Below are 22954 nucleotides of genomic sequence, written 5' to 3'. Positions count from 1 at the left end.
TATGGCAACTATTCTCGAATTCGCTCCGGCCATCGTCCTCCTCCCGTTCCTCTCGTTCCTGATCGCACTCGGAGCGGGTCGGTACATGCCGAAGGGAGGTGCCCTGGCGGGCATCGGCGCGACGGCAGGGTCGTTCCTGCTCGCAGTCGCGACGTTCTTCGCCGTCAGCGGCGGACAGACGTACAACCAGACAATCTACACGTGGGCGGAAGGCCTCGACGCGATTAACCTCACGTTCGGCCTGCTCATCGACCCGCTGTCGGCGATGATGCTCGTCATCGTGACGCTCATCGCGTTCCTCGTCCACGTCTTCAGTCTCGGCTACATGAACGACGAAGGCGAGACGGGTCTGCCGCGCTACTACGCCGGCCTCGGCCTGTTCACCGCCTCCATGCTCGGGTTCGTCGTCGCCGACAACCTGCTCATGGCGTTCATGTTCTTCGAGCTCGTGGGACTGTGTTCCTACCTGCTCATCGGCTTCTGGTTCCGCCAGGACGGTCCGCCGAGTGCAGCGAAGAAGGCGTTCCTCGTCACCCGATTCGGTGACTACTTCTTCCTCATCGGCGTCGTCGCAGTCTTCGCGACGTTCGGCTCGGCGGCCTTCGCCGGCCCCGAGGCCTTCCCGGTGCTCGCCGAGGAAGCGCTCCACGGCGAACACTCGGTCAACACGTTCCTCGGCATGGGCGAACAGGCGTGGTTCACCGTCGTCGGCCTCCTCGTTCTCGGTGGCGTCGTCGGGAAGTCCGCGCAGTTCCCCCTGCACACGTGGCTTCCGGACGCGATGGAAGGTCCGACCCCGGTCTCCGCACTCATCCACGCAGCGACGATGGTCGCGGCCGGTGTCTACCTCGTCGCCCGGATGTACGGTTTCTACGCACTGACGCCGACGACGCTCGCCATCATCGCCCTCATCGGTGGTTTCACCGCCCTCTTTGCGGCGACGATGGGTGTCGTCAAGAAAGAGATCAAGCAGGTGCTGGCGTACTCGACCATCAGCCAGTACGGCTACATGATGCTCGGCCTCGGGGCCGGTGGCTACGTCGCCGCGACGTTCCACCTCATGACCCACGCCTTCTTCAAGGCGCTCTTGTTCCTCGGTGCCGGGTCGGTCATCATCGCGATGCACCACAACGAGAACATGTGGGACATGGGCGGTCTGAAAGACAAGATGCCCGTGACCTACTACGCGTTCCTCTCTGGGTCGCTCGCGCTCGCGGGTATCGTCCCGTTCGCCGGCTTCTGGTCGAAAGACGAAGTGCTGTACGAGACGCTCATCCACGGACTCGGCGGGAGTCCGATTCTGCTCGTCGCGTACGCGATGGGTCTGCTCGCCGTCTTCTTCACCGGCTTCTACACCTTCCGGATGGTGTTCCTCACCTTCCACGGTGAGCCCCGGTCCGAGACGGCACGGGACCCTCACGGCGTCCGCTGGAACGTCAAGACACCGCTCGCCGTCCTCGGCGTGCTCGCCGCGACGGCCGGCCTCGTCAACATGGTTCCTGTCGAGAAGCTCTTCGGTATCAAGGGAATCGACTTCCTGCACCAGTTCCTCGACGGAAGCTTCGACTCGCTGAACGCACACCACTACGCCGAACTCATCCCGTACAGCTCGGGTTACATCGGCGGTGAGGCGGGGACAGTCGCGATTGGCGCGGCCGTCTCGCTCGGCCTCGCACTCGCTGGTGCCGGTCTCGCATACGTGCTGTACAACGTCCCCGACCCCGTGGAACACACGGACAAACTCGGGAGCATCAAGACCGTACTGTACAACAACTACTACCAAGACGAGTACCAGGTCTGGCTCGCGACGAGCGTCGTCCAGCCCATCTCGCGCGCCCTCGATAAGTTCGACCAGGGTGTCGTCGACGGCGTCGTCAACGGCGTCTCCAGCGTCAGCCTGTTCGCCGGTTCGCGCGTGAAGCGTATCCAGTCTGGTGTGGTGAGCAACTACGCGGCGCTCCTCACGCTCGGACTGACGGCGCTGCTTCTCGGTCTCGGCCTGTACGGAGGTTGGTTCGCATGATAATCGAAGCGCTCATCGGAGTCACGTTCCTCGCCGCGCTGGTCACGTTCGTCCTGCCGGACCGCTATGCCGGCAAGGCGGCCTTCGCGCTGAGTCTGGTTCCCGTCCTCGGGAGCCTCGTTATGTGGCAACAGTACGACGCGAGCGGGAACGCCTTACTCGGCGGGAACATCGCGTTCGAGACAGACGTCGTCTGGCTCCAACTCGGCCAGTACGACCTCCACTGGATGGTCGGCGTCGACGGAATTAGCCTTCCGCTCGTCGTCCTCACGACCATCCTCACCACGCTCGCTATCGTTAGCTCGTGGACACCCATCGCCGAGCGCCAGTCCCAGTTCTACGGGCTGATGCTCCTGATGGAGGCGAACCTCCTTGGCGTCTTCACGGCGCTCGACTTCTTCGTCTGGTTCGTCTTCTGGGAGGCTGTCCTCGTCCCGATGTACTTCCTCATCGGTGTCTGGGGCGGCCCCCGCCGCAAGTACGCGGCGATCAAGTTCTTCGTCTACACGAACATCGCGTCGCTCGTGATGTTCATCGGGTTCATCTCGCTCGTGTTCGGCCTCGGCGACTCCATCTCGTCGCTGCGCCTGCCCGAAATCGCGATGGCCCTGCAAAGCGGACAACTCAGCGGCTTCGCCGGCCTCTCGGCGAGTGCGCTGGCGTCCGTCGCGTTCATCGCGATGTTCCTCGGATTCGCGGTCAAGGTCCCGGTCGTCCCGTTCCACACGTGGCTTCCGGACGCTCACGTCGAAGCACCCACGCCGGCGTCGGTCATGCTGGCTGGGGTGCTCCTGAAGATGGGTACGTACGCCCTGCTCCGGTTCAACTTCACGATGCTGCCGGAGACGGCGCGAAGCTTCGCGCTGCCCATCGCGCTGGTCGCCGTGGCGAGCGTCATCTACGGCGCACTCCTCGCGCTGGCACAACAGGACCTCAAGCGCATCGTCGCGTACTCCTCCGTGTCGTCGATGGGGTACGTCATCCTCGGTCTCATCGCCTACACCACCTACGGTGTCGGCGGTGCGACCTTCCAGATGGTCGCCCACGGACTCATCTCCGGTCTGATGTTCATGGCCGTCGGTGTCATCTACAACACGACGCACACGCGCATGGTCACGGACATGTCCGGGATGGCCGACAAGATGCCCGTCACGGCGGGTATCTTCGTCGCCGGTGCGTTCGGTTACATGGGCCTCCCGCTCATGGCCGGATTCGCCGCCGAGTTCTTCATCTTCAAGGGCGCGTTCGAGTCCACGGTGATGGCGGCGATGCCGCTGTTTACCGGCGTGGCGATGTTCGGTATCGTCATCGTCGCGGGCTACCTGCTGTTCGCGATGCAGCGGACCCTGTTCGGGCCGTTCCGGTTCGACGGTGACTACGAGATTACCGAAGCGCCGTTCCACGACGTGGCGCCGCTCGCGGTGCTCTTGCTGCTCACCATCGTCCTCGGTGTCTCGCCCGACATCTTCTTCACCATGATTCAGGACGCGGTCAATCCGATTCTCGAACTGGGAGGTGCGTTCTAAATGACGCCACTGCAGACACTCCCCGACTGGACGGCGATGGCACCTGCCATCGTGCTCGGTCTGACGGGACTGCTCTTGCTCATCATCGACACCGTCGACCCGGAGACGTCGAACAACGGACTCCTCGCCGGTGTGGCGACGCTCGGGTCGCTGGGTGCCGGCGGTATCGCCGGGTGGTTCCTCATCGCAGGGACCGGCATGGAGCAGACTGGCGGCGCAATCTCGCTGTACGGCGACGCAATCGTCGTCGACGGGATGAGCCTGTTCTTCACGCTCATCTTCACGAGTGTCGCCGCGATGGTCTCCGTCGCTTCGTACGACTACCTCGCCGACCAGCGCTATCAGGGTGAGTTCTACTCGCTGGTCCTCTTCGCCGCGACGGGGATGACGCTGATGGCGATGTCGAACTCGCTGGCGACGGTGTTCGTCAGCCTCGAACTCGCCTCGCTGCCGTCGTACGCGCTCGTCGCGTTCCTCAAGAAGAACCGCGGCAGCGTCGAAGCGGGACTGAAGTACTTCCTCATCGGCGCACTGTCGTCGGCGGTGTTCGCGTTCGGTATCAGCCTCGTGTTCGCCGTCACCGGGTCGCTCGTCCTCCCGGACGTCGCGGCTAACCTGTCCAACGCCGACGAACTCGTCGGTGTGCTCGGACTCGGCGTGCTGATGATTGCCGGTGGGTTCGCCTTCAAGACCGCCTCCGTCCCGTTCCACTTCTGGGCGCCGGAGGCCTACGAAGGTGCACCCGCACCCGTCAGTGCGTTCCTCTCGTCGGCGTCGAAGGCCGCCGGTTTCGCCGTCGCCTTCCGCGTCTTCACGGTCGCGTTCCCGCTCGACACCGTCACCGCACTCGGTGGCGGCAGCGTGGACTGGTCGCTCCTGTTCGCACTGCTCGCCGTCGTCACGATGACGCTCGGTAACTTCGCGGCCGCGACCCAAGAGAACGTCAAGCGCATGCTCGCGTACTCCTCGATTGGGCACGCCGGCTACGCGCTCATCGGCCTCGCGGCCATCACCGTCGGCAACAGCGCCGCAAACGGTGACGTCCTCGGTGCGAGTATGGCCCACCTGCTCGTCTACGGCTTCATGAACACCGGTGCGTTCCTGTTCATCGCCATGGCCGAGAAGTGGGGCATCGGTCGCACGTTCGAAGACTACAACGGACTCGCGACGAAGGTGCCCATCGCCGCGACGGCGATGACCATCTTCATGTTCTCGCTGGCAGGGCTCCCACCGTTCGGTGGCTTCGTCTCGAAGTACGCCCTGTTCTACTCGGCTATCGAGTCCGGCTTCTGGTGGCTCGCCGCCGTCGGCGCGGTGAACAGCGCACTGTCGCTGTTCTACTACAGTCGCGTCGTCAAGGCGATGTGGATAGAAGAGCCGTCGAAGCCGCTCGAAATCGGAAGCCAGCCGGTCGGTCTGTACGTCGCGGTGATCTTCGCCGCCGTCGGTACGGTCCTCCTGCTTCCCGGCTTCCAGCCCGTCATCGAGACGGCACAGACCGTCGCTGCGGCGCTCTTCTGAGCACGCTGACGGCCTGAAAAACCGCTTTCTTATTCGACCCGCAACAACTCCGAGAGTGCCGACGCCAGTTCCTCGGACCGCCGAAGAGTGAGACCGTCGGTCGTGACGAAGACGCCGTTGGACGCGACAGTGACGCGCGTCAGGTACCCGTGTTCGAACGCGCGGACCGTGTAGCGGTAGTTCCCGAGTTCGGACCCTCGGTAGGCGGTGCGGGCTTGAAACCCGTCGGTCTCGTGTTCGACGAATCCGGTCAAGTCAGCGTCCGCTTCGAGGTCGGAACGGAGATAAATCTGCTCGCACCGGTCGTGGGTGAAGTACGTGACACTTCTGAGGTCGTCGCCGACGACGGTTCGGCAGGTTCGGACGATCGACTCGGCGCGAGATTCGGGGACGAGTTGTGATTCGAGTTCCATCCTATTGTGTGTCATGTAGTGACATAACATAATATCATCGCCGAATCGGATGACGGTAGGGTTTTGCGGCCGGATGACGACCCTGTTAGTATGGTACGTCGCCTGGTTCTCGGGTGCGGGGGCCTCGAAGGGTCATTTATCGAGACACTCGCTGACAGGCCGGGGTCGGTCGTGGTCGTCACCGACAGGAAAGGCCGTGCCGAAGACTTCCGTGCCGACGGCGTCGCAGCGACGGCAGGCGACCCGAACGATCCGACGAACTACCCGGAATACGCCGACGTGGTCATCGTCGGAGGTGACTCGACAGACGAGAACCGCGACGTGGCACGGACGGCACGCGGCCACTTTCCCGACGCGTCACTCGTCGTCTATCTCGGAACAGACGCCAGTGAGTCGAGTCGTGCGGATATCGAACGTATCGCCGACGAGACCATCGACCCGACCCGACTCGTCGCAGACCGCATCTACGACGCCGTCGGGTCGTCACACAGTGAACGCCTCAATCGCTTGATGCGGGTCCTCCGGAGTCTCGACGGCCGACTCGCAGTCGTCATGCACGACAACCCGGACCCCGACGCCATCGCGTCGGGGTTAGCTCTCCAAGCGATTGCGAAACGGGCGAACGTTGAGTCCGACGTGTGTTACTTCGGGGATATTTCTCATCAGGAGAACCGGGCGTTGGTGAACCTCCTCGACCTCAACCTCCGCGTGCTCGACGGTGCTCCGGAACCGGACGAGTACGCCGGGTTCGCCCTCGTCGACCACTCGCGGCCGGGCGTCAACGACCGTTTGCCCACCGACACGACGATAGATATCGTCGTCGACCACCACCCACCGCGAGCACCGGTCGAAGCGAGGTACGTCGACCTCAGGAGTGGCGTCGGTGCGACGAGTACGCTCCTCACTGAGTACCTCCGGCGACTCGGCATCGTCCCCGACACACAGGTCGCAACCGCGCTCTTGTTCGGGATACAGGTCGATACCAACGACTTCACTCGCGAGGTTTCGACTGCCGACTTCGAGGCCGCCGCGTACCTCTTTCCCCACGTCGATACCGACCTCTTGGCACGGGTCGAGACGCCGAGTATGACCTCCGATACGATGGAGACACTCGCGCGCAGCATCGCCAACAGGGACGTTCGTGGCGAGGTTCTCACGTCGAACGTCGGCGACATCCGCGAGCGAGACGCGTTGGCGCAGGCGGCCGACTACCTCCTGGGGATGGATGGCGTGGACGTGAGCGTCGTCTACGGGTTGATGGACGGAACCGTGTACGTCTCTGGGCGCGCACACGGCGGGCGCGTCGACCTCGGAGAGATGTTCCGCGACGCACTTTCCCCGATTGGCAGCGCCGGTGGACACGCAGACATGGCGGGGGCGCAGATTCCGCTCGGTATCTTGGACGACGTGGGTGACGACTCACGAGAGTCACTCGCGACTATCGTCACGGACATCGTCGCTGGTCGCCTCTTCGAGACGCTCGAACACGCCCCGTCGACGCCGCGTCTGGACGTGGACGTCACGTTCGAATACCCACTGGACAAGTGACCGCATTCTCCCGTGACGGACCGGTGACCGACACGTCGGACGGTGCCTCGGTACAGTTTCCCCCACCACGTTTTTGCCGACGGTCGCCCTACCTCGGAGGGATGAGTACCAAAGCGACCGTCAAGGAGTACATGACTCGCGAGGTCCAGACCGTCTCTCCGAGTAACACGGTCGCAGACGTGGCCCGTCGTATCGCCGAGAGCGACGGCCACAACGGGTTCCCCGTCTGTGAAGGCCGCAAGGTCGAAGGCTTCGTCACGGCCCGCGATATCCTCCTCGCGAGCGACGACGAGGCCATCGAGGCGGTGATGGCGACAGACCTCGTCGTCGCCCATCCCGAGATGGACGTGAACGACGCTGCCCGGGTCATCCTTCGCTCGGGTATCCAGAAACTGCCCGTCGTGGACGACGCGGGCAACCTCGTGGGTATCATCTCGAACACGGATGTGATTCGAAGCCAAATCGAGCGCGCGACGCCCGAGAAAGTCGGGAAACTCATGCGGACGCTCGAACAGATTCACGGTATCACCGTCCACCAGGAACGACGGACAGTCACCATCTCGACTCTCATTCCGACGCAAGCGCGCGTCTACGCCGACGAGTTAGAAGGGAGAACCTACGAACTCGAACGTGGCCTCGCAGAACCGCTGGTCGTCATCGACAACAACGGCACGCTTCTCTTGGCTGACGGCCACCACCGTGCACTGGCGGCGGACCGTATCGACATGGAAGAGATGGACGCCTACGTCATCGTCATCGACGACCCCGTGGAACTCGGGATGCAACGCACCGCCGAGAAGGAAGGCCTGCACTCTATCGACGACATCGACATCGTCGACTACGCCCGACACCCACTCGTCGAGTCGACTCGGCGACTCCAATGAGCACTCCCGCCGCACCAAACGCGGCACGGGAGACACCGGTCACCCGGAGTGTCAGCCACGACGAACGCACCGCCCCACCGGTCATCGAGGTTTCGACGCTCACCAAACGATACGCCGACGTGACCGCCGTCGACGACGTCTCGTTTTCGGTCGAACAGGGAACGATTCTCGGCGTTCTGGGGCCCAATGGGGCGGGAAAGACGACGATGCTGAAGGCGATGCTCGGACTGCTCGTCCCCTCGGATGGAACCGTCCGCGTCTGTGGCATCGACGTTCACGCCCACCCGGCGCGGGCGTATCGACGCCTCGGTGCCACACTGGAGGGCGCTCGGAACGTCTACTGGCGATTGACTGTCCGTGAGAACCTCGCGTTCTTCGCTGGCCTCGCGGGCGAGGACGTCCGCGACCCGGCGGTTCGCGCACGCCACGATGCCCTCTTGGACCAACTTGGCCTCCTCGACAGGGCCGACGACGTGGTGAACGAACTCTCGCGGGGGATGAAACAGAAAGTTGCCCTCGCGTGTGCCCTCGCCCGCGACGTTGACGTCGCGTTTCTCGACGAACCGACGCTCGGACTCGACGTGGAGAGTTCGGTCGACTTACGCCGTGAACTTCGACGACTGGCCGACGACCGGGGACTGACTGTCGTCCTCACCAGCCACGACATGAGCGTCGTCGAAGACCTGTGTGACCGCGTCCTCGTCGTGAACCACGGCCGTCTCGTCGCCGACGACGACGTCACGTCGCTCGTGGAACTGTTCCGGACGAGTGCGGTCCGGGTCGTCGTCGATGGGCCACTCTCGGCCGCGACGGAACGTACTATTCGGACCGACTACACCGTCGAATCGTGGGAGACGAACGGCGACCGGACGCGCGTCCTCGTCGCACTGGACGACGCGAACGACGTACCCGAATTGGCCGCGCGGTTCGTCGCGGACGGAGGCCGTCTCGTCTCGGTGAACACGGTCGAACCCGACCTGACAGAAGCGTTCTTGCAGTTGACCGGCGGCGAAGACCGATGAGAACCGCCACGGCGCGCGAGATGGTGATTCTCCTCCGTGAGGTCGCACGGAAACAGTACATCTTGCTCAGGCGCTACCCTGTGAACACGGTCGGCGGACTGCTCGCAATCTACGTGTTCTTCGCGCTCATCTTCTTCGGCGGGCGTGCCGTCGCCGGCCCCGCGTTCGACGACTCGCTCGACTCGCTCATCGTCGGGTACTTCCTCGTGACGATGGCCTTCTCGGCGTATCAGGACCTCGCGGGTAACGTCATGACCGAAGCCCAGTGGGGTACCCTCGAACAACTCTACATGGCACCGCTCGGATTCGGTCGCGTGATGGCCGCCAAGACGGTCGTAAACGTCGCGTTTAGCTTCCTCTGGGGCGGTGCGACGCTCGTGTTGATGCTCGTGACGACCGGTCGAACGCTCGCTATCGACCTGCTGACCGTGGTTCCCGTTGGCGTCTTCGCGCTCGCGTCGGTGGTCGGCGTCGGATTCGTGATGGCAGGTCTGGCACTTCTCTACAAGCGCGTCAACAGCATCTTCGGCCTGCTTCAGTTCGGATTCATCGGACTCGCGGCCGCGCCCGTAGAGCAAGCACCGTTGCTCAAGGTGCTGCCACTCGCACAGGGGAGTTTCATGTTACAGCGAGCGATGACCGGCGGCGTCAGACTCTGGGAGTTTCCGCCGGCCGACGTCGCCGTCCTCGTCGGTGTCGGCGTTGGATACGCCGTCGTCGGATACGCTGTCTTCTCCGTGTTGACGCGTCGTGCGCGACGACGAGGCGTCCTCGGACACTACTGAACGTGTGAAAACACCGTCTCACTGCGAGAATGCTCGACGCTGGCGGCGTCCGGTCAGGGTTCGTCGACGTCGTACTCGTCTTTCCACTCGGCGAGCGTCGCCCGGGCGGCGTCTTCGTCGTCGAAACGGCGACTCTCGTAGCCACGGCCCTCCGGCGACTGGTGGAGTCGGTCGTATCTGACGTGCCACGCGTTCGGGCCGCGCCGAAGGCGAAGGGTCGCGTGACCGTCGCTCCGTTCCCACTCCACGATACGCTCGTCGTTGCGGACTTCCGTCCAACTCATACGCTGGCCACGTACTCGGGGCCGAAGTCAGTACCCATCTGCGAGTGTCGGAACACTCGCGGGTTCGACACCGGATGGTCTCGTCTCGACGCCGCAGGCGGGGCACACAGCGTAGCCGAGGTGGTCGTAGGGGACCTCAGGCGACGGCTTTTCGAGCCCACAGTTGTTGCACGTGAAGTACGATACCCACTCGAAGGCCATACTGGGCACCACGAGTGTCAGTGTATTAATTAATCACCGCTTACTGTATGTTCGACGGCATTATCGGAGTGGTTTTCTGCTGACCATCCAAGAGGAAGATAATGACTGTCGACAACCCGCGACGGGCCCTCGGCGTGGTCTTCTTCATCGTCTTCGTCGACCTGCTGGGGTTCGGAATCCTCATCCCAGTGATTCCGCTGTACGCGCTCTCGTTCGGCGCGACGGAGTTCGTCGGAAGTCTGCTCATCGCGTCGTACTCCGCGATGCAGTTCCTCGCTGCACCACTGCTCGGTCGACTTTCCGACGCCCGTGGACGGCGACCGGTTCTCTTGCTCTCTCTCACCGGGAGCGTCATCGCGTGGACGCTCTTCGGCATCGCGGGGTCGCTCGCAGTGCTCTTTGCCGCGCGCATGCTCGCTGGGGCGATGGGCGGCAACATCGCAACTGCGCAGGCGTACATCGCCGACATCACGCCGCCAGAAGACCGGGCCAAGGGACTCGGACTCCTCGGGGCCGCGTTCGGCCTCGGATTCGTCTTCGGTCCGGCACTCGGCGGGTTCTTCGCCAGCGACACCGTCGTGGCCGTCGCACGCGACGTGCTCCCTGCGATGGTCCCCGTCTCGGAGTTCTCGTTGCCCAGTTTCGCCGCCGCGGTCATCACGGGAACCAACCTCGTCGTGGCGTTCTTCGTCCTTCCCGAGTCGCGTCCGCCGGGTGAACGCGACCCATCGGCGGAGAGACCATCGCGTATCGAGCAACTCCTGACGGCGCTTCGGACTCACGGCCTCGGTGCACTCGTCGCCTCGTTCTTCCTCGTCTCGTTCGCCTTCTCCGCGCTGGAGAGTCAGTTCATCTTCCTCACGAACGAGCAGTACGGATACGGCGCGACGGAGAACGCGATTATCCTCACCTACGTTGGTGTGGTGCTCGCCATCGTCCAAGGTGGTCTGGTCGGCCCGCTGACCGACCGGTTCGGTGAGTACCGCTTGGCGGTCGGTGGAACCGCGATTCAGGTCGTGATGCTCGCGGCAGTCCCGTTCTCGCCGGTGTTCGGGTCGTACCTTCCCAGCGTCGGGACACTGCTCCCCGTTGGACCCACGCTCCCATCGGGCGTCGTCGCACTACTCGTCGTGATGACGCCGTTGTCGTTCGGGAACGCCCTCACGAACGTCTCGTTGAACACGCTGGTCTCGCGTTCCGCGAGCGACGACGAACAAGGAGGTGCCTTCGGTCTCACCCAGAGCGCCGGGAGTCTCGCACGGACCTTCGGGCCGGCCCTCGCAGGCGGCCTCTACACGGGTATCGCCTTCTGGGCACCGTTCGTCGCGGGTGGGTTGCTGATGATTCCGATTCTGCTCCTCTTAGGTCAACTGAACCGTGAGGTCATCGCGGCGACGACGGCGTAAAAATCGAGTGAGTGGTCTTCGGGCTGTTCTCAGGCGGGCGTCGGGCCTTCGGGTGCCGGAGTGTCGTCTTCGGTACGGAAGTTAGACACGAGGTCCAGCGACTCGTCTGCACTCCCGAGGAGGAACAGCGAGTAGTACCGGAAGAACGTCACCACGGGCATCTGAACGAGCGCACTCACCGCGATTGCGGTGAGGACGAACAGCAGTCCGACGGCACCGAGCAACACTACTCCGACGGTGGAGAACGCGCTGACGCCTGCTGCGGAGAGTGCGAGGAAGATACCGCCGCCGACGATGGCGAACGGTATCGCGACGACGAGCAAGAGCAGGGCCGCAGCGATACCGATGGCGATGCTCGCGAGGATGCCGAGGACGAACCTGATGAGGATGTAGAGGCCGAACTCGGAGAATTCAGCACGGAACACCGGGACCACGCGCCGCCACGAGTCGATGACCTGCTTGTCTTCGGCAATCATCGTCGGGACGACGAAGTCCGTCGTCAACTGGAGGGCGATGGCGAGCACCAAGAACACCAAGAGTGCGAGGAAGACGAGCGGTATCGCCAGCAGGAACACCGACCCGTCGAGGCTGATGCCGCCGAGGACGACTGCTGCGAGTGGAAGCCCGAGCAGGAGTAAGACGGCGAGGACGAGGCCAATCTGGAACACGAACAGTCTGAGTCCGAGGCCGAGGCGTTCGCGGAACGGTTTGCGGATGCGCACGTCTTTCGAGATGACACCGTCGACGAAGACGAACTGCATCACGGAGCCGATGAACGACCAGATGAGGCCGAGCGTGATGCCGATGGCCGCCAGTACGAGGACGGCGGCGAAGACGTTCCCCGGTGTGACGAATCCCGGAAGCGAGTCGATTGGAACGTTGGTCGGTGGCGTGCCGTCTGCGGGGAATGTTACCCCGGTGTTTCCGGCGTTTCCGGCACCGCCACCACCGCTTCCGATTCCACCGACGAAGAGGGCGATGAGTGCGAGGCGCGCCCACCGTCCGGCGTCGAACGGGAGGAGGAGCGACCCCGTCGCGTCACGGGCGTCGTCGAGGGCGTCGATTGCTTTCCAACTCATACGCGACAATTCGACGCCTCAGGCGATAAAGGTGTTCGACCGTTTATGTGTACCCGAGGTCAGTTGTCGGGCAACCGACGGTCGGTTGGCCGACTCTTCACCGATTCCAGAACGGCGCGCCTCACCCGGTGACAGCGGCGAGCGGGTCCAGATAGCCGGCCCCGTAGTACGTCTTGTCGTAGTCCACGGGGACACTGGCGGTCCGCTTCAACCGAGATTTTACGTCGTCGGCGCTGAGGTCCGGGTCGACCGACCGCACGAGGGCGACGGCGGCGGCGACCTGTGGGGCCGCCATCGACGTCCCCGCCTTCCACCCGTAGTCGTGTTCGGCCCTGGTGTAGTCGCCTCTGCCGTTGAACCTCGGCGTCGAGACGGTGTTGTACACGAGGTCGTAGTACCACGAATCCGGGTGGGACTCGATTGCGGAGAGAACCGCGTCACCTCCCGGTGCGGCGATATCGATGGCGTTCGTTCCGTAGTTGGTGTAGAACGCTGGACTCTTCGGTCCCTGTTCAGCGTCGCCCGCGTCGAACGCGTACCCTTTCGGCCCCGTCGCCGCGACACTGAACGCCTGTGCGCCCTCGTTCGGGAGACTGATGAAGTTCTTGTCGTGTTGGAGGTCTGCGGCGTCGTTACCGGCGGAGATGACGAGAACCGTCCCCTGACTGTTCGCGTAGGTCATCGTGCTGTTCAGCACCTTCCCGTAGAACTCGCGGAGACTCTGTCTCGGGAGTGGGTAGGCACCGAGGCTCAGGTTCGCGGCGTCGCAGTCGATGGCTGCGCTGTAGACCACCGCGGCGAGGATATCGGCGAACGATGCACCGGGTGCCGTCGAGAAGACCCGACAATCGACGATTTCGGTCCCGGGCGCTGACCCGACGACTCCTTCGTCGTTGGCGTCGTTCGAGGCGATGATACCGGCGACGTGAGTTCCGTGGCTTCCCCCGGCGGGAACGCCCGCGCCGAATCCATCGTCGGTGAAGTTCCGCGACAGGTCCTCGTTGACGGCGTGTTCGAGGTCCGGGTGGTCGGCGGCGACGCCCGAGTCGATGACGGCGACGCGTGTTCCCTCGCCACGAGTGACGCTGTGTACCTGCGGAATCTGCTGGCTCTGTTTGTCCCACTGAATCTCGTACCCCGGTTCGTCGCGGGTCTCCTGCGGGGCGGTTTCGTTCACGTCGGGGTCCTTCAGGCTGACTTCGATATCAGGTGCGTACGACGAAGTGACCGACGACACGTCGTCTTCGGTCCCTTCGACGACTGCGACATCTGCTACCGTGAGGTCGTGAACGACGTTGAGACCCGCACGTTGCAGGCCCGCCACGTCGTCTGTCTCGACGACGAACCGGTCCGATTGCTCGGCGGCGACGACGGTAGACCCCGCGAAGAGTCCACCGAGGAGGGCACCACTCGTCTTCAGGAAGGCACGTCTGGGTTGCTGACGCATACCACGAACCCCTCGTGGGGCAGACATAGTTGTTATGGCAGATTTCACGTTAGAATTTAAATATCATATACTGGACGACAGGTTCCGAAGCCGACACCCTCAGGGGCATCGAGTTCGAACGTCGGGTCAGTATGGTCGGTGTCGAGACTGCGGTGCGGCTCGTCGGTGGTCTCGTGTTGTTGCTCGGGAACGCGTTCTTCGTCGTCTCGGAGTTCGCGATGACTCGCGTCCCGCAGTTCGACCAGTCGGCGTTCGAGGGGTCGCGTGGCCTCGAACGCGCCTGGAAGATGACAGAACGACTGGAGATATACCTCTCCGGGTGCCAGGTCGGTATCACCATCTCCAGTGTCGGTCTCGGCGTCGTGGCCGAACCCGCCGTCGCTGCCGTCTTCGGGGCCCTCCTCGGTGGCGGTACTGGCGCGCACACGTCGTTGTCTGTCATCCTGTCGCTGTCGGTCATCAATCTCGCCCACGTCGTCCTCGGCGAACAGGTGCCGACGTACCTCGGGGTCGAACGCTCCCGATTCGTCGCCAAGTACACCGCGCCCCTCCTCTACGCGTGGACGAAACTCATGTATCCCGTCATCGTCGTGGCCGACTGGTTGGCGAAGCGGTTGCTCTCGCTCGGCGGTGTCGAAATCACTCGCTCGTGGCAAGAGGCCGAAATCGACGGTGACGAAGCGTCTGACACGAACGGAGAGCGTCTGAGTCGCGGAGAGATTCGCAGTCAGATGGGCGACATCCTCGCTCGCGGGTCGCTTCCCGAAGACCGGCGCGAGGAAGTCCTCAACGCCCTCCGAATCGGGTCGTTACCGGTTCGACAGGTGATGGTCCCGGCAGAAGACGTGGTCGAACTCAGGACTGCCGCACCGACCGACGAGAACCTCGACCGGATTCGGACGAACCCGCAGCACTCGCGGTTCCCCATCGTCGGCGACACGTTGCACGACGTTCGTGGCGTCGTCTACGCACCGACAGTCCTCGCCAACATCGACCGCCTCCAGTCGGGCGACCGAACGCTCGAAGATATCTCCGCACCCCCGCTTTCGGTCTCAGCAGACCTCTCTGTCAGCGACCTCATCGACCGTCTCCAAGCGGAAAACCAAGAACTGGCGATGGTCCGCGACCCGGACACCGACGAAGTTATCGGCCTCGTGACAGCCTCGGACGCGTTCGAGTCGATTACCGGACAGTTGTACGACCCGTTGGACCTCGGCGCGTAAGGGCGCGACCACCCATCTGTCGGGTCTACTCGCGCGCCGACCCGGACCGCCCACGCTTTTCTGCCGGCCTGCGTACCGACTGCCATGACTCCCTTCGAACGACGCACCCGCGCGTGTCAGGACCGATTGGCAGACGCCGGTGCGGAGGCCGTCGTCTCGTTCCCCAGTCGCAACCTCCTCTATCTCGCAGGTTTCGACGAGGAACCCGCTGAGCGTCACCTCTTCTTGTTCGTCCCCCGCGAGGGCGCGCCAGTGTTTCTCGTCCCGGAACTCTACGAGACGCAGGTCCGCGCCGAATCGTGGGTTGCAAACGTCGAGACGTGGAGCGACGACGACGACCCGGTCGCCGCCGTCAGGAGCGTCGTGTCGGACCTCGAACTCGGGTCGGGTCGTATCCTCGTCGACGACACGATGTGGGCGCGGTTCACACAGGACCTTCGGACTGTCCTCCCGGACGCCGAATTCGGCCTCGCAAGCGAAGTCGTCGCACCGCTTCGGTCGACCAAAGACGACGCGGAACTCGACGCACTTCGCCGTGCGGGAGCAGTCGCAGACCGTGTCGTCGAACGTCTCCGCGAGATGGGCGAACGATGTCTCGGCATGACGGAGACGGAACTCGCCGGCGAAATCGAACGGTTACTCGCCGAAGAAGGCGGCGAAGGCGTCGCGTTCGGTCCAATCGTCGGGTCGGGACCGAACGGGGCGATGCCGCACCACACCTACGGCGACCGAATCATCGAGTCGGGCGACCCCGTCGTGCTCGACTTCGGGACACGCGTGGACCACTACCCGAGTGACCAGACACGAACACTCATCTTCGGCGGCGACCCACCCGCCGAGTTCGAGACGGTCCACGAACTCGTCCGAGAGGCCCGAACCGCCGCGTTCGAGGCGGTCAAACCGGGGGTCACCGCGGGCGACGTGGACCGGGCGGCCCGCGAGGTCATCGAAGACGCAGGCTACGGCGACCGGTTCATCCACCGGACCGGACACGGTGTCGGCCTCGACGTACACGAAGAACCGTACATCGTCGCCGAAAGCGAACGCGAACTCGACGTTGGCAACGTCTTCAGCATCGAACCCGGCGTCTACCTCCCGGACGAGTTCGGCGTCAGAATCGAGGATTTGGTCGTCGTCACCGAGGACGGCGCGGAACTCCTGAACGACACCGACCGCGGGTGGAACTGTTAATTACCTGACCTCCGAGTGTGGCGTATGGTCTCCCGCGAAAATCTCGTCACGCTCGGGTTCGTTCTGGGTGCCTTTCCTGTCGCATTCGCGGTTCAGGAGTTGACTGGTCAATTTCTGTACTCCTACGCAACGGTCATCGTCATCGGCGTCGTCATCCCGACGGCTATCAACGAGTATCTGAACGCGCACGATGCGGATTCGTGAGCGGGGGCTACCGACCGTCGTCTCGCGCTCCGAAAAAACGTGGTCTCGTCCGTGGTTTGGTGCTTACTCGTCGTCTTCGTCGGCGTCGCCCGAGGGCGTGATGTCGCCGATGATGGCATCAACGTCTGCGTGTTCGTAGAGCAGGCCGCGCATGCGCTCGACAGTGCGTTCGTCGCGGGTGCGCCCCGTGCTGACGATATCTTCTGCGCGGTCGGTCACGGAGAGGGTGTCACCGTTGACGAGGAGGACGGGGACGCCCTTCTGTTCGGCCTTGCCGATGACGGCACCGACCGGTCGGTGGCCGCCGGTGAGGATGATACACTTGACGCCCGGTGCTTCGAGCGCGGCACGTTGGATGTTCGCGCGGTCACCCCCTGTGATGACGGCGGCGTTCTTCGTGCGGCGGAAGTAGCGAAGCGCCGCGTCGCCGCCCATCGCGCCGACGAGGAATCGCTCGACGAAGGCGTCGGTGGGAGCGTCGGTTGCGAGTTCGCCGCCGAGTTCGTCTGCGAGTTCCTGCACGGTGACGCCGGCGAGGTCCTTCTCGGTCGGGATGACACCGAGGACGGGAACGCCGCGTGCTTCGAGGAACGGGGCGATTTCGGTCTCCAGTTCGTCGTACGACGCGTCGCTCACGCGGTTGAAGACGACGCCAGTGAGTCGGTCGCTCCCGATATCTTCGATGGCGGCGACCACGTCGTCGAGGTCACTCGGGTGCTGGTAGTCGGCGACGAGGATGACCTGCGCGTCGAGGAGTTCGGCGATGTCCGCGTCCGTGAGGTCCACGATGCCGCCGGTGCGGTAGGACCCACCTCCCTCGATGAACATCAGGTCCTTGCCCTCGGAGATATCCTCGAAGTGGTGCGAGATGACTTCAGAGAGTTCTTCGCTGTTCTCCTTGCCGCGGATGGCACCCTGGATGAACGTCGGGGAGTAGACGACTGGTTCGAGTTGGTGCATCTCGGCGTCGATGCCGAGCAGTTCGCGGGCCAGCATCGGGTCTTCGTCGAGGGTTTTCCCGGTGCTGGATTGCAGGCGCGTCCCTTTCGGCTTCATGTAACCGACGTCCAGTCCGCGCTCCTTGGCGAGGAGGCCGAGTGCGAGCGTGATAGCGGTCTTCCCGGTGCTTTCTCCGGTCGAGGTGACGAGTACCGTGTTCATTGTTGAATGATTGGTTGGTGAAGTGTTTAAAGTTCGTCCGGGTCCACGGTCAGGCGAACGTCCACGGCCTGAACGCCGTCGGGGAGTGCGACGAGCGGATTGATGTCGAGTTCGAGGATGGCCGGGAAGTCCGTGACGAGTTGCGAGAGGCGCTGGATAGTCTCGGTGATGCCGCCGATATCGACCGGGTCGGCACCGCGGGCCCCGCGGAGCATCGGCGCGGCGTCGATTTCCTTCGTCATCGTCTCGGCTTCGGACTCGGCGACCGGTGCGACGCGGAACGTCGTGTCTTCGAGAATCTCGACGAAGATGCCACCGAGACCGAACATCATGAGCGGACCGAACTGCGGGTCGCGGTTCATGCCGACGATGGTCTCGACGCCGTCGTCGAGGTTCACCATCTCTTGGACCTGCACGCCGAGGATGTTGGCGTCTGGCTGGTAGTTCTTGGCCCGGGTGATGAGGTCCTCGTACGCGTCGTAGACGTCCTCGTTGGAGACACCGACTTTGACGCCGCCGATGTCGGACTTGTGGAGGATGTCGGGGCTGACGATTTTCATGACGACGTTGCCGTCGATTTCCTCGGCGACGCTGAGTGCGTCGGATGGGTCGTCGACGATTTCGCCCTGCGGCGTCTCGATGCCGTACGCGTCGAGGAGTTCCATGGCCTCGACGCCGAGGCGCGTCTCGTCGCGTTCTTTGACCGTCTCCAGAATCTCACGGGCACGCTCGCGGTCCACGTCGAATTCGGTGGGTGCGTCGTACTCGCGCTTGCGGATGTCGGCGTACTCCGCGAGTGCTTCGAGAGCGTCGACGGCGCGCGAGGGATCGAAGTAGTTCGGGATACCGGCGTCTTTCATCAGGTCAGACGCGGGTTCGACTCGCTCGCCGCCCATGAAACAGGCCGCGATTGGCTTGTCGTGCTTCTGTTGGAGTTCGACGGTGTCCTCGGCGAGTTGGTTGTAGTCGAGGACGGCCGTCGGGGCCGTGAGGACGATTGCGCTCCCGACGTTCTCGTCGGCGAGGGCCACGTCGAGTGCGTTCTCGAAACGCTCGTTGTCGGCGTCGCCGACGATGTCGACGGGGTTGTATATGTTCCCCTCTGGCGGGAGCGTCTCGGAGAAGTTCGAAAGCGTCTCGTCGGTGAAGTCGGCCATCTCGAGGTCGGACTCACCGATGGCGTCGGTCGTCATGACACCCGGGCCACCGGCGTTCGTGATGACGGCCACGTCTTTGTTCTCGGGGAGCGGTTGGTCACCCAGCACGCGCGCGGTGTCGAAGAGGTGCTGGACGGACTCGGCGCGGATGACGCCGGCTTGTTCCAGACCTGCCTCGTAGGCGGCATCGGACCCGGCAATCGTCCCGGTGTGCGAGGACGCCGCCTGCGCACCGGCGTCGGTCTTGCCGGACTTGACGAGGACGATAGGCGTGTCCTTCGTCACGTCGCGGGCGGAGTCGATGAACTCGCGGCCCGCACTGATGCCTTCGAGGTAGCCGATGATGACTTCGGTGTCGGGGTCGTCGTTCCACGCCTCGATGAAGTCGGCCTCGTCGAGGACCGCCTTGTTGCCGAGTGAGACGATGTCCTTGAAGCCGATGTCTTCGTCGTTGGCCCAGTCGATGACGGCCGTGATGAACGCGCCCGACTGACTCATGAACGACATGTTGCCGTCGAGGGCCATGTCGGGTCCGAACGTCGCGTTCATCCCGACGTCCGTGTTCATGATACCCAGACTGTTGGGCCCGACGACGTTCATGTCGTACTTCTCTGCGATTTCACGGAGTTCCTGCTCGCGGGCCGCACCTTCGCTGCCCGTCTCGCCGAACCCTGCCGTGATGACCACAGCGTTCTCGATTCCAGCCTCGCCGGCGGACTTCATCGCCGGAAGGACCACCTTCGGAGGGACGACGATGACTGCGAGGTCGGCACCCGTCTCACCGACGTCAGCGTAACACTCGAGGCCGAACAGTTCGTCGTACTTGGGGTTGACCGGGACGACGTCCCCATCGAAGTCCTCGATGAGGTTGTCCATGATCGCCCGACCAATGGCCCCTTCGCGCTCGGTCGCGCCGACCACTGCGATACGGCTCGGCGCGAACAGCTCGGATAACTCTCCCATCACGTGGTGATACCCAGCATTGACTGATAAATTCGGGGGTGTGACCGCTCTCACGGCCTTTGGTGGCACGCTACAGTAGCGTAATTAATGAGGATGGTTCGTGATTTATTCAGTGAGATTCCTGCTCAAATAGCTATCGTTCGACCACCGATTGGACCCCCACCATTCACCCCCAAAACCCCTATAGGAACACCCCGAAAATGTCGGGGTATGTCGCCTTCCACTGACAGGAAGCCCCTCCACCAGACGATGGGCGCTCGAATCGCCGTCGCCCTCTTTTTATTCCTGACGTTGGCGTACGCCCTGCTCATCGCACAGCAAATACTCCTGTGGGTCGTTCTGGCCGTCACGACAGTCGTGCTCTGGTACACTGCCAGACTCGTCGTCGCGTTGGAACAGATTGCGACGGCGCTCAGTCGACTCGCAGACACACAGACGGACGCGCACTTCGAACTTGAGGAATGAAATACCGGGACGGCCCCTCGGCGGGTGAGGGTCAGATTAAACCACGTCGTACCGGTCCGAACCATAGACTATCACTCCGACCGACAATATCTCGAAGAATCTCGACAGCGACGCGTTTGCAGACGGTTTGTCCGTTTTCAGCGATTGTCGAGCAAATCGGAGCGTATCGATTACTTGAGGGTTTTATACATACTTCGGAGCTACTTAACTAACTGTCGAGGGCGCTATGTTATCTGTGCGATGTATCCGTTACAAGTCACACTGACCGACTCACTCGTACAGTTGACGAACGAAGTGATTGCGTTCCTCCCGCGACTGCTGGGTGCGCTTCTCATCCTCATCGTCGGGTGGTTCGTCGCACGAATCGCCGGGCGTGTAATCACCGGTCTGGCAGACCGGGTCGAAATCGACAAGGCAGTGCTCGCGACGCCGATTGGAAACATCCTCGGTGGAACAGAAGCAGCAGTATCGCGGGCGTTTGGGACACTCGGGCGGTGGTTCGTCTACGCACTGACCATCCTCGCCGCTGCCGACGTACTGGCAGTCGACCTGTTCTCCGAGTGGATTGCGACTGCTGCTTCGTACGCGCCGGCGTTCGTGGCCGGGTTGCTCGTCATCGTCCTCGGGTTCGTCGTCGCTGACTTCATCGGCGACGCCATCACGCGCACCCGTGCGGCGACCGAGACACCGTACACCAGCATCTTCGCCGTCGGGACGCGGGTGTTCCTGTACTTCACCGCCGTCGTCATCGGTCTGAGCACGATGGGCGTCGACGTGGCCATCCTCTTCACCATCGCACAGGCGTTCGCGTGGGGCCTCGCCGCCGCACTCGCTATCGGTGTCGGTGGGGCAATCGCCTTCGGTGCGCGCGACTACGTCGCCGCCAACGTGGAACGGTGGATGGGTTCGGCCCGGTCCGTCGCCGCGTCGCCAGTCACCCCGATGGGCGGTGACAGTGACTCCCCCGAGGGAACGTCTCCCGCAGACGACTGAACGACCCACAGTTCGATATTTTTTCACCCGGATATGGCGGCGATTCAGCCACCGCTGGGAGTGCTCACCGCCTCCTCGTACTGTCGCCACCAACGGCAATCGTACCAATTTGTAAATGTAATTGGCTAAGTCGATTTTTTGGCGCGACGAAACCTGTAGTGGCCGAATTTTAGGCTCTCCGAATTTAGGCCAACCGAATTCTATCTAAAATATGATAATACTTATCCGGTTCGGTCAAGTACGACTGGTATGGAGCAATTTGGCGCCCTCGCGTTCGTCTTTATCGCAGGGCTCATCACGGCAATCGCGACCGGAATCGGTGCGCTTCCGTTCTTCTTCGTCTCAGATGTCAGCGACCGCTGGAACGTGGCGCTGTGGGGCATCGCATCCGGGATTATGGTCTCCGCGTCGCTGTTCGGTCTCATCTTCGAGGGCCTCGCCAACGGGACGCCCCTCCAACTGGGAATCGGCCTCCTCGCCGGTGTCGTCCTCGTCCTCGTCGCCCACCATATCATCGAGGGCGTGGAGGTCAACCCGAAGAAGTACGAAGAGGCAGACTTCCGAAAACTACTGTTGATTCTCGGCATCCTCACTGTCCACAGTTTCCCGGAGGGCGTGGCCGTCGGCGTCTCGTTCGCCGACCTCGGCCTCGACGGTGGAGTCCAACTGTTCGGGTTCGTGGTTCCACTCCTCGCAGTGTTCATGACCATCGCAATCTCGATTCACAACGTCCCCGAGGGACTCGCCATCTCCATCCCCCTTCGGTCGATGGACGTCCCCAACTGGAAACTCGTCTGGTGGGCCATCTTCTCCAGTCTGCCGCAACCCATCGGCGCGGTCATCGCGTTCTACTTCGTCCGCATCGCCCGCGAATTCCTCCCGTTTGGGTTCGGATTCGCGGCGGGTGCCATGGTGTTCCTCGTCCTCACGGAGTTCATTCCCGAGGCACTCGAACTCGGTGAGCGTCTCCCCCGCGGTGGGAAGGTGGAACTGGTCGCCGGACTCACCGCCGGATTCGCTATCATGATTCCGCTGGCGTTCATCTAACTACCGGCGTTCGTCTGTCTTCGACGGGTACTGTCGCTGTCGGTCCTTGACCAGCAGTGAAAAAAGTGTGAGTCGGCCGCGTTGGAAACTCGCTTAGTGCGAGTGGCCGAGGGCCTCAGAGAGTGCGATGCCGAAGCGGTCCTCGAAGAGGTCTTCCATCTTCTCGTTGATTTCGGCGATGTCTGCCGGTGCGCCACCTTCACTGTGGTGGGCGACGACGTGGGCCTGCTGTGCGAACGCCTGCACGACGATGTCACCGACGACGCTCGTCGGGTCTTCGCCCTGTTCTGCGAAGATGTCGACGAGGCCAGCGGGAAGTTCGATGTCTTCGGAGTCACCGTTCGGTCCTTCGATGGTGTACGTCTCGGTTTCGACCATGCCCCCACGTGTGTTCGGACGCGGGTTAAGACT

22 protein-coding genes are annotated in these 22954 nt (G+C 63.1%); 14 read left to right on the top strand and 8 right to left on the bottom strand.

All coding sequences use genetic code 11. From position 1 onward, the window contains the following. The first annotated feature begins 1 nt into the window (after position 1). The 3 genes from nuoL to GJR96_RS00235 are packed head-to-tail and all read left to right on the top strand — an operon-like array spanning position 2 to position 5070. Positions 2-2023 carry an NADH-quinone oxidoreductase subunit L gene (nuoL, locus tag GJR96_RS00245; RefSeq protein WP_151160928.1) on the top strand — a complete coding sequence of 674 codons (2022 nt, stop codon included), beginning with the start codon at positions 2-4 and terminating at the stop codon, positions 2021-2023. After that, positions 2020-3549 (top strand): complex I subunit 4 family protein, encoded by a 1530-nt coding sequence (locus GJR96_RS00240; RefSeq protein WP_151160926.1) that lies wholly within the window; start codon positions 2020-2022, stop codon positions 3547-3549. The genes nuoL and GJR96_RS00240 overlap by 4 nt, the downstream gene beginning before the upstream one ends. Beyond that, positions 3550-5070, top strand: coding sequence for an NADH-quinone oxidoreductase subunit N (locus GJR96_RS00235; RefSeq protein WP_151160924.1), 1521 nt, complete (start codon positions 3550-3552; stop codon positions 5068-5070). Positions 5071-5099: 29 nt separating this feature from the next. On the opposite strand, the gene GJR96_RS00230 is transcribed toward GJR96_RS00235, so the two are convergent. Further along, entirely contained in the window at positions 5100-5483 is a 384-nt protein-coding gene (locus GJR96_RS00230) for a DUF7522 family protein (RefSeq protein WP_151160922.1), read from the bottom strand. Between the two features lie 90 nt (positions 5484-5573). Between GJR96_RS00230 and GJR96_RS00225 the strand changes: the two genes are divergently transcribed. From GJR96_RS00225 to GJR96_RS00210, 4 genes are all read left to right on the top strand, one after another. After that, positions 5574-7031, top strand: a complete 1458-nt coding sequence (locus GJR96_RS00225) for a DHHA1 domain-containing protein (protein ID WP_151160920.1) — start codon at positions 5574-5576, stop codon at positions 7029-7031. 101 nt (positions 7032-7132) lie between these two features. Continuing rightward, entirely contained in the window at positions 7133-7915 is a 783-nt protein-coding gene (locus GJR96_RS00220; protein WP_151160917.1) for a CBS domain-containing protein, read from the top strand. Continuing rightward, positions 7912-8937, top strand: a complete 1026-nt coding sequence (locus tag GJR96_RS00215) for an ABC transporter ATP-binding protein (protein WP_151160915.1) — start codon at positions 7912-7914, stop codon at positions 8935-8937. The genes GJR96_RS00220 and GJR96_RS00215 overlap by 4 nt, the downstream gene beginning before the upstream one ends. Further along, positions 8934-9722 carry an ABC transporter permease gene (locus GJR96_RS00210; protein ID WP_151160913.1) on the top strand — a complete coding sequence of 263 codons (789 nt, stop codon included), beginning with the start codon at positions 8934-8936 and terminating at the stop codon, positions 9720-9722. The genes GJR96_RS00215 and GJR96_RS00210 overlap by 4 nt, the downstream gene beginning before the upstream one ends. Before the next feature lie 53 nt (positions 9723-9775). Here GJR96_RS00210 and GJR96_RS00205 read toward each other — a convergent pair whose 3' ends face one another. Both GJR96_RS00205 and GJR96_RS17975 read right to left on the bottom strand, forming a co-directional pair. Continuing rightward, on the bottom strand, positions 9776-10006 hold the full coding sequence (locus GJR96_RS00205) for a DUF7543 family protein (RefSeq protein ID WP_151160911.1): 231 nt from the start codon (positions 10004-10006) through the stop codon (positions 9776-9778). A gap of 27 nt (positions 10007-10033) precedes the next feature. Beyond that, positions 10034-10207, bottom strand: coding sequence for a hypothetical protein (locus GJR96_RS17975; RefSeq protein ID WP_191965784.1), 174 nt, complete (start codon positions 10205-10207; stop codon positions 10034-10036). 101 nt (positions 10208-10308) lie between these two features. Between GJR96_RS17975 and GJR96_RS00200 the strand changes: the two genes are divergently transcribed. Further along, entirely contained in the window at positions 10309-11613 is a 1305-nt protein-coding gene (locus tag GJR96_RS00200; RefSeq protein ID WP_151160909.1) for an MFS transporter, read from the top strand. 29 nt (positions 11614-11642) lie between these two features. Here GJR96_RS00200 and GJR96_RS00195 read toward each other — a convergent pair whose 3' ends face one another. Both GJR96_RS00195 and GJR96_RS00190 read right to left on the bottom strand, forming a co-directional pair. Continuing rightward, positions 11643-12692, bottom strand: a complete 1050-nt coding sequence (locus GJR96_RS00195) for a DUF7544 domain-containing protein (RefSeq protein WP_151160907.1) — start codon at positions 12690-12692, stop codon at positions 11643-11645. A 121-nt stretch (positions 12693-12813) separates the two neighbouring features. Beyond that, positions 12814-14139, bottom strand: coding sequence for a S8 family peptidase (locus GJR96_RS00190; protein ID WP_151160905.1), 1326 nt, complete (start codon positions 14137-14139; stop codon positions 12814-12816). Between the two features lie 131 nt (positions 14140-14270). Here GJR96_RS00190 and GJR96_RS00185 point away from each other — a divergent pair, with 131 nt between their 5' ends. The 3 genes from GJR96_RS00185 (at position 14271) to GJR96_RS00175 (ending at position 16757) form a co-directional block, all read left to right on the top strand. Further along, a complete protein-coding gene (locus GJR96_RS00185) occupies positions 14271-15362 on the top strand; it encodes a CNNM domain-containing protein (protein WP_151160903.1) in 1092 nt (363 codons plus the stop codon). 84 nt (positions 15363-15446) lie between these two features. Then, positions 15447-16553, top strand: a complete 1107-nt coding sequence (locus GJR96_RS00180; protein ID WP_151160901.1) for a M24 family metallopeptidase — start codon at positions 15447-15449, stop codon at positions 16551-16553. Between the two features lie 24 nt (positions 16554-16577). Further along, positions 16578-16757: a hypothetical protein gene (locus GJR96_RS00175; protein WP_151160899.1), complete on the top strand. Its 180-nt coding sequence runs from the start codon at positions 16578-16580 to the stop codon at positions 16755-16757. A 63-nt stretch (positions 16758-16820) separates the two neighbouring features. Here GJR96_RS00175 and GJR96_RS00170 read toward each other — a convergent pair whose 3' ends face one another. After that, positions 16821-17918, bottom strand: coding sequence for a phosphotransacetylase family protein (locus GJR96_RS00170; RefSeq protein WP_151160897.1), 1098 nt, complete (start codon positions 17916-17918; stop codon positions 16821-16823). Positions 17919-17944: 26 nt separating this feature from the next. Beyond that, on the bottom strand, positions 17945-20038 hold the full coding sequence (gene acs / locus GJR96_RS00165; RefSeq protein ID WP_151160895.1) for an acetate--CoA ligase alpha subunit: 2094 nt from the start codon (positions 20036-20038) through the stop codon (positions 17945-17947). A gap of 210 nt (positions 20039-20248) precedes the next feature. Between acs and GJR96_RS00160 the strand changes: the two genes are divergently transcribed. The 3 genes from GJR96_RS00160 to GJR96_RS00150 all read left to right on the top strand — a co-directional run bounded on the left by GJR96_RS00160 (position 20249) and on the right by GJR96_RS00150 (position 22543). Next, on the top strand, positions 20249-20503 hold the full coding sequence (locus tag GJR96_RS00160) for a hypothetical protein (RefSeq protein WP_151160893.1): 255 nt from the start codon (positions 20249-20251) through the stop codon (positions 20501-20503). A gap of 240 nt (positions 20504-20743) precedes the next feature. Continuing rightward, positions 20744-21496 carry a mechanosensitive ion channel family protein gene (locus GJR96_RS00155; RefSeq protein WP_151160892.1) on the top strand — a complete coding sequence of 251 codons (753 nt, stop codon included), beginning with the start codon at positions 20744-20746 and terminating at the stop codon, positions 21494-21496. 249 nt (positions 21497-21745) lie between these two features. Next, complete coding sequence (locus GJR96_RS00150) at positions 21746-22543, top strand: ZIP family metal transporter (RefSeq protein WP_151160890.1); 798 nt, start codon at positions 21746-21748, stop codon at positions 22541-22543. 93 nt (positions 22544-22636) lie between these two features. Here the strand turns inward: GJR96_RS00150 and GJR96_RS00145 are convergent, their stop codons facing one another. Then, on the bottom strand, positions 22637-22921 hold the full coding sequence (locus tag GJR96_RS00145; RefSeq protein WP_151160889.1) for a DUF7545 family protein: 285 nt from the start codon (positions 22919-22921) through the stop codon (positions 22637-22639). Positions 22922-22954 lie beyond the last annotated feature (33 nt).

Origin of the sequence: Haloferax litoreum (assembly GCF_009674605.1) — an archaeon.
Classification (GTDB): Archaea; Halobacteriota; Halobacteria; order Halobacteriales; family Haloferacaceae; genus Haloferax; species Haloferax litoreum.
Note: the sequence above shows the minus strand (reverse complement) of the source record. Positions and strands in the feature narration are given on the sequence as shown.

What these genes read in the sequence shown, in the direction of transcription:
- GJR96_RS00215 (WP_151160915.1), top strand. Translation starts at nt 7,912, where the DNA reads ATGAGCACTCCCGCCGCACCAAACGCGGCACGGGAGACACCGGTCACC.
- nuoL (WP_151160928.1), top strand. Translation starts at nt 2, where the DNA reads ATGGCAACTATTCTCGAATTCGCTCCGGCCATCGTCCTCCTCCCGTTC.
- GJR96_RS00185 (WP_151160903.1), top strand. Translation starts at nt 14,271, where the DNA reads ATGGTCGGTGTCGAGACTGCGGTGCGGCTCGTCGGTGGTCTCGTGTTG.
- GJR96_RS00230 (WP_151160922.1), bottom strand. Translation starts at nt 5,483, where the DNA reads ATGGAACTCGAATCACAACTCGTCCCCGAATCTCGCGCCGAGTCGATC.
- GJR96_RS00160 (WP_151160893.1), top strand. Translation starts at nt 20,249, where the DNA reads ATGTCGCCTTCCACTGACAGGAAGCCCCTCCACCAGACGATGGGCGCT.
- GJR96_RS00190 (WP_151160905.1), bottom strand. Translation starts at nt 14,139, where the DNA reads ATGCGTCAGCAACCCAGACGTGCCTTCCTGAAGACGAGTGGTGCCCTC.
- GJR96_RS00170 (WP_151160897.1), bottom strand. Translation starts at nt 17,918, where the DNA reads ATGAACACGGTACTCGTCACCTCGACCGGAGAAAGCACCGGGAAGACC.
- acs (WP_151160895.1), bottom strand. Translation starts at nt 20,038, where the DNA reads ATGGGAGAGTTATCCGAGCTGTTCGCGCCGAGCCGTATCGCAGTGGTC.
- GJR96_RS00145 (WP_151160889.1), bottom strand. Translation starts at nt 22,921, where the DNA reads ATGGTCGAAACCGAGACGTACACCATCGAAGGACCGAACGGTGACTCC.
- GJR96_RS00205 (WP_151160911.1), bottom strand. Translation starts at nt 10,006, where the DNA reads ATGAGTTGGACGGAAGTCCGCAACGACGAGCGTATCGTGGAGTGGGAA.
- GJR96_RS00175 (WP_151160899.1), top strand. Translation starts at nt 16,578, where the DNA reads ATGGTCTCCCGCGAAAATCTCGTCACGCTCGGGTTCGTTCTGGGTGCC.
- GJR96_RS00150 (WP_151160890.1), top strand. Translation starts at nt 21,746, where the DNA reads ATGGAGCAATTTGGCGCCCTCGCGTTCGTCTTTATCGCAGGGCTCATC.
- GJR96_RS00235 (WP_151160924.1), top strand. Translation starts at nt 3,550, where the DNA reads ATGACGCCACTGCAGACACTCCCCGACTGGACGGCGATGGCACCTGCC.
- GJR96_RS00210 (WP_151160913.1), top strand. Translation starts at nt 8,934, where the DNA reads ATGAGAACCGCCACGGCGCGCGAGATGGTGATTCTCCTCCGTGAGGTC.
- GJR96_RS00220 (WP_151160917.1), top strand. Translation starts at nt 7,133, where the DNA reads ATGAGTACCAAAGCGACCGTCAAGGAGTACATGACTCGCGAGGTCCAG.
- GJR96_RS17975 (WP_191965784.1), bottom strand. Translation starts at nt 10,207, where the DNA reads ATGGCCTTCGAGTGGGTATCGTACTTCACGTGCAACAACTGTGGGCTC.
- GJR96_RS00225 (WP_151160920.1), top strand. Translation starts at nt 5,574, where the DNA reads ATGGTACGTCGCCTGGTTCTCGGGTGCGGGGGCCTCGAAGGGTCATTT.
- GJR96_RS00195 (WP_151160907.1), bottom strand. Translation starts at nt 12,692, where the DNA reads ATGAGTTGGAAAGCAATCGACGCCCTCGACGACGCCCGTGACGCGACG.
- GJR96_RS00240 (WP_151160926.1), top strand. Translation starts at nt 2,020, where the DNA reads ATGATAATCGAAGCGCTCATCGGAGTCACGTTCCTCGCCGCGCTGGTC.
- GJR96_RS00200 (WP_151160909.1), top strand. Translation starts at nt 10,309, where the DNA reads ATGACTGTCGACAACCCGCGACGGGCCCTCGGCGTGGTCTTCTTCATC.
- GJR96_RS00155 (WP_151160892.1), top strand. Translation starts at nt 20,744, where the DNA reads ATGTATCCGTTACAAGTCACACTGACCGACTCACTCGTACAGTTGACG.
- GJR96_RS00180 (WP_151160901.1), top strand. Translation starts at nt 15,447, where the DNA reads ATGACTCCCTTCGAACGACGCACCCGCGCGTGTCAGGACCGATTGGCA.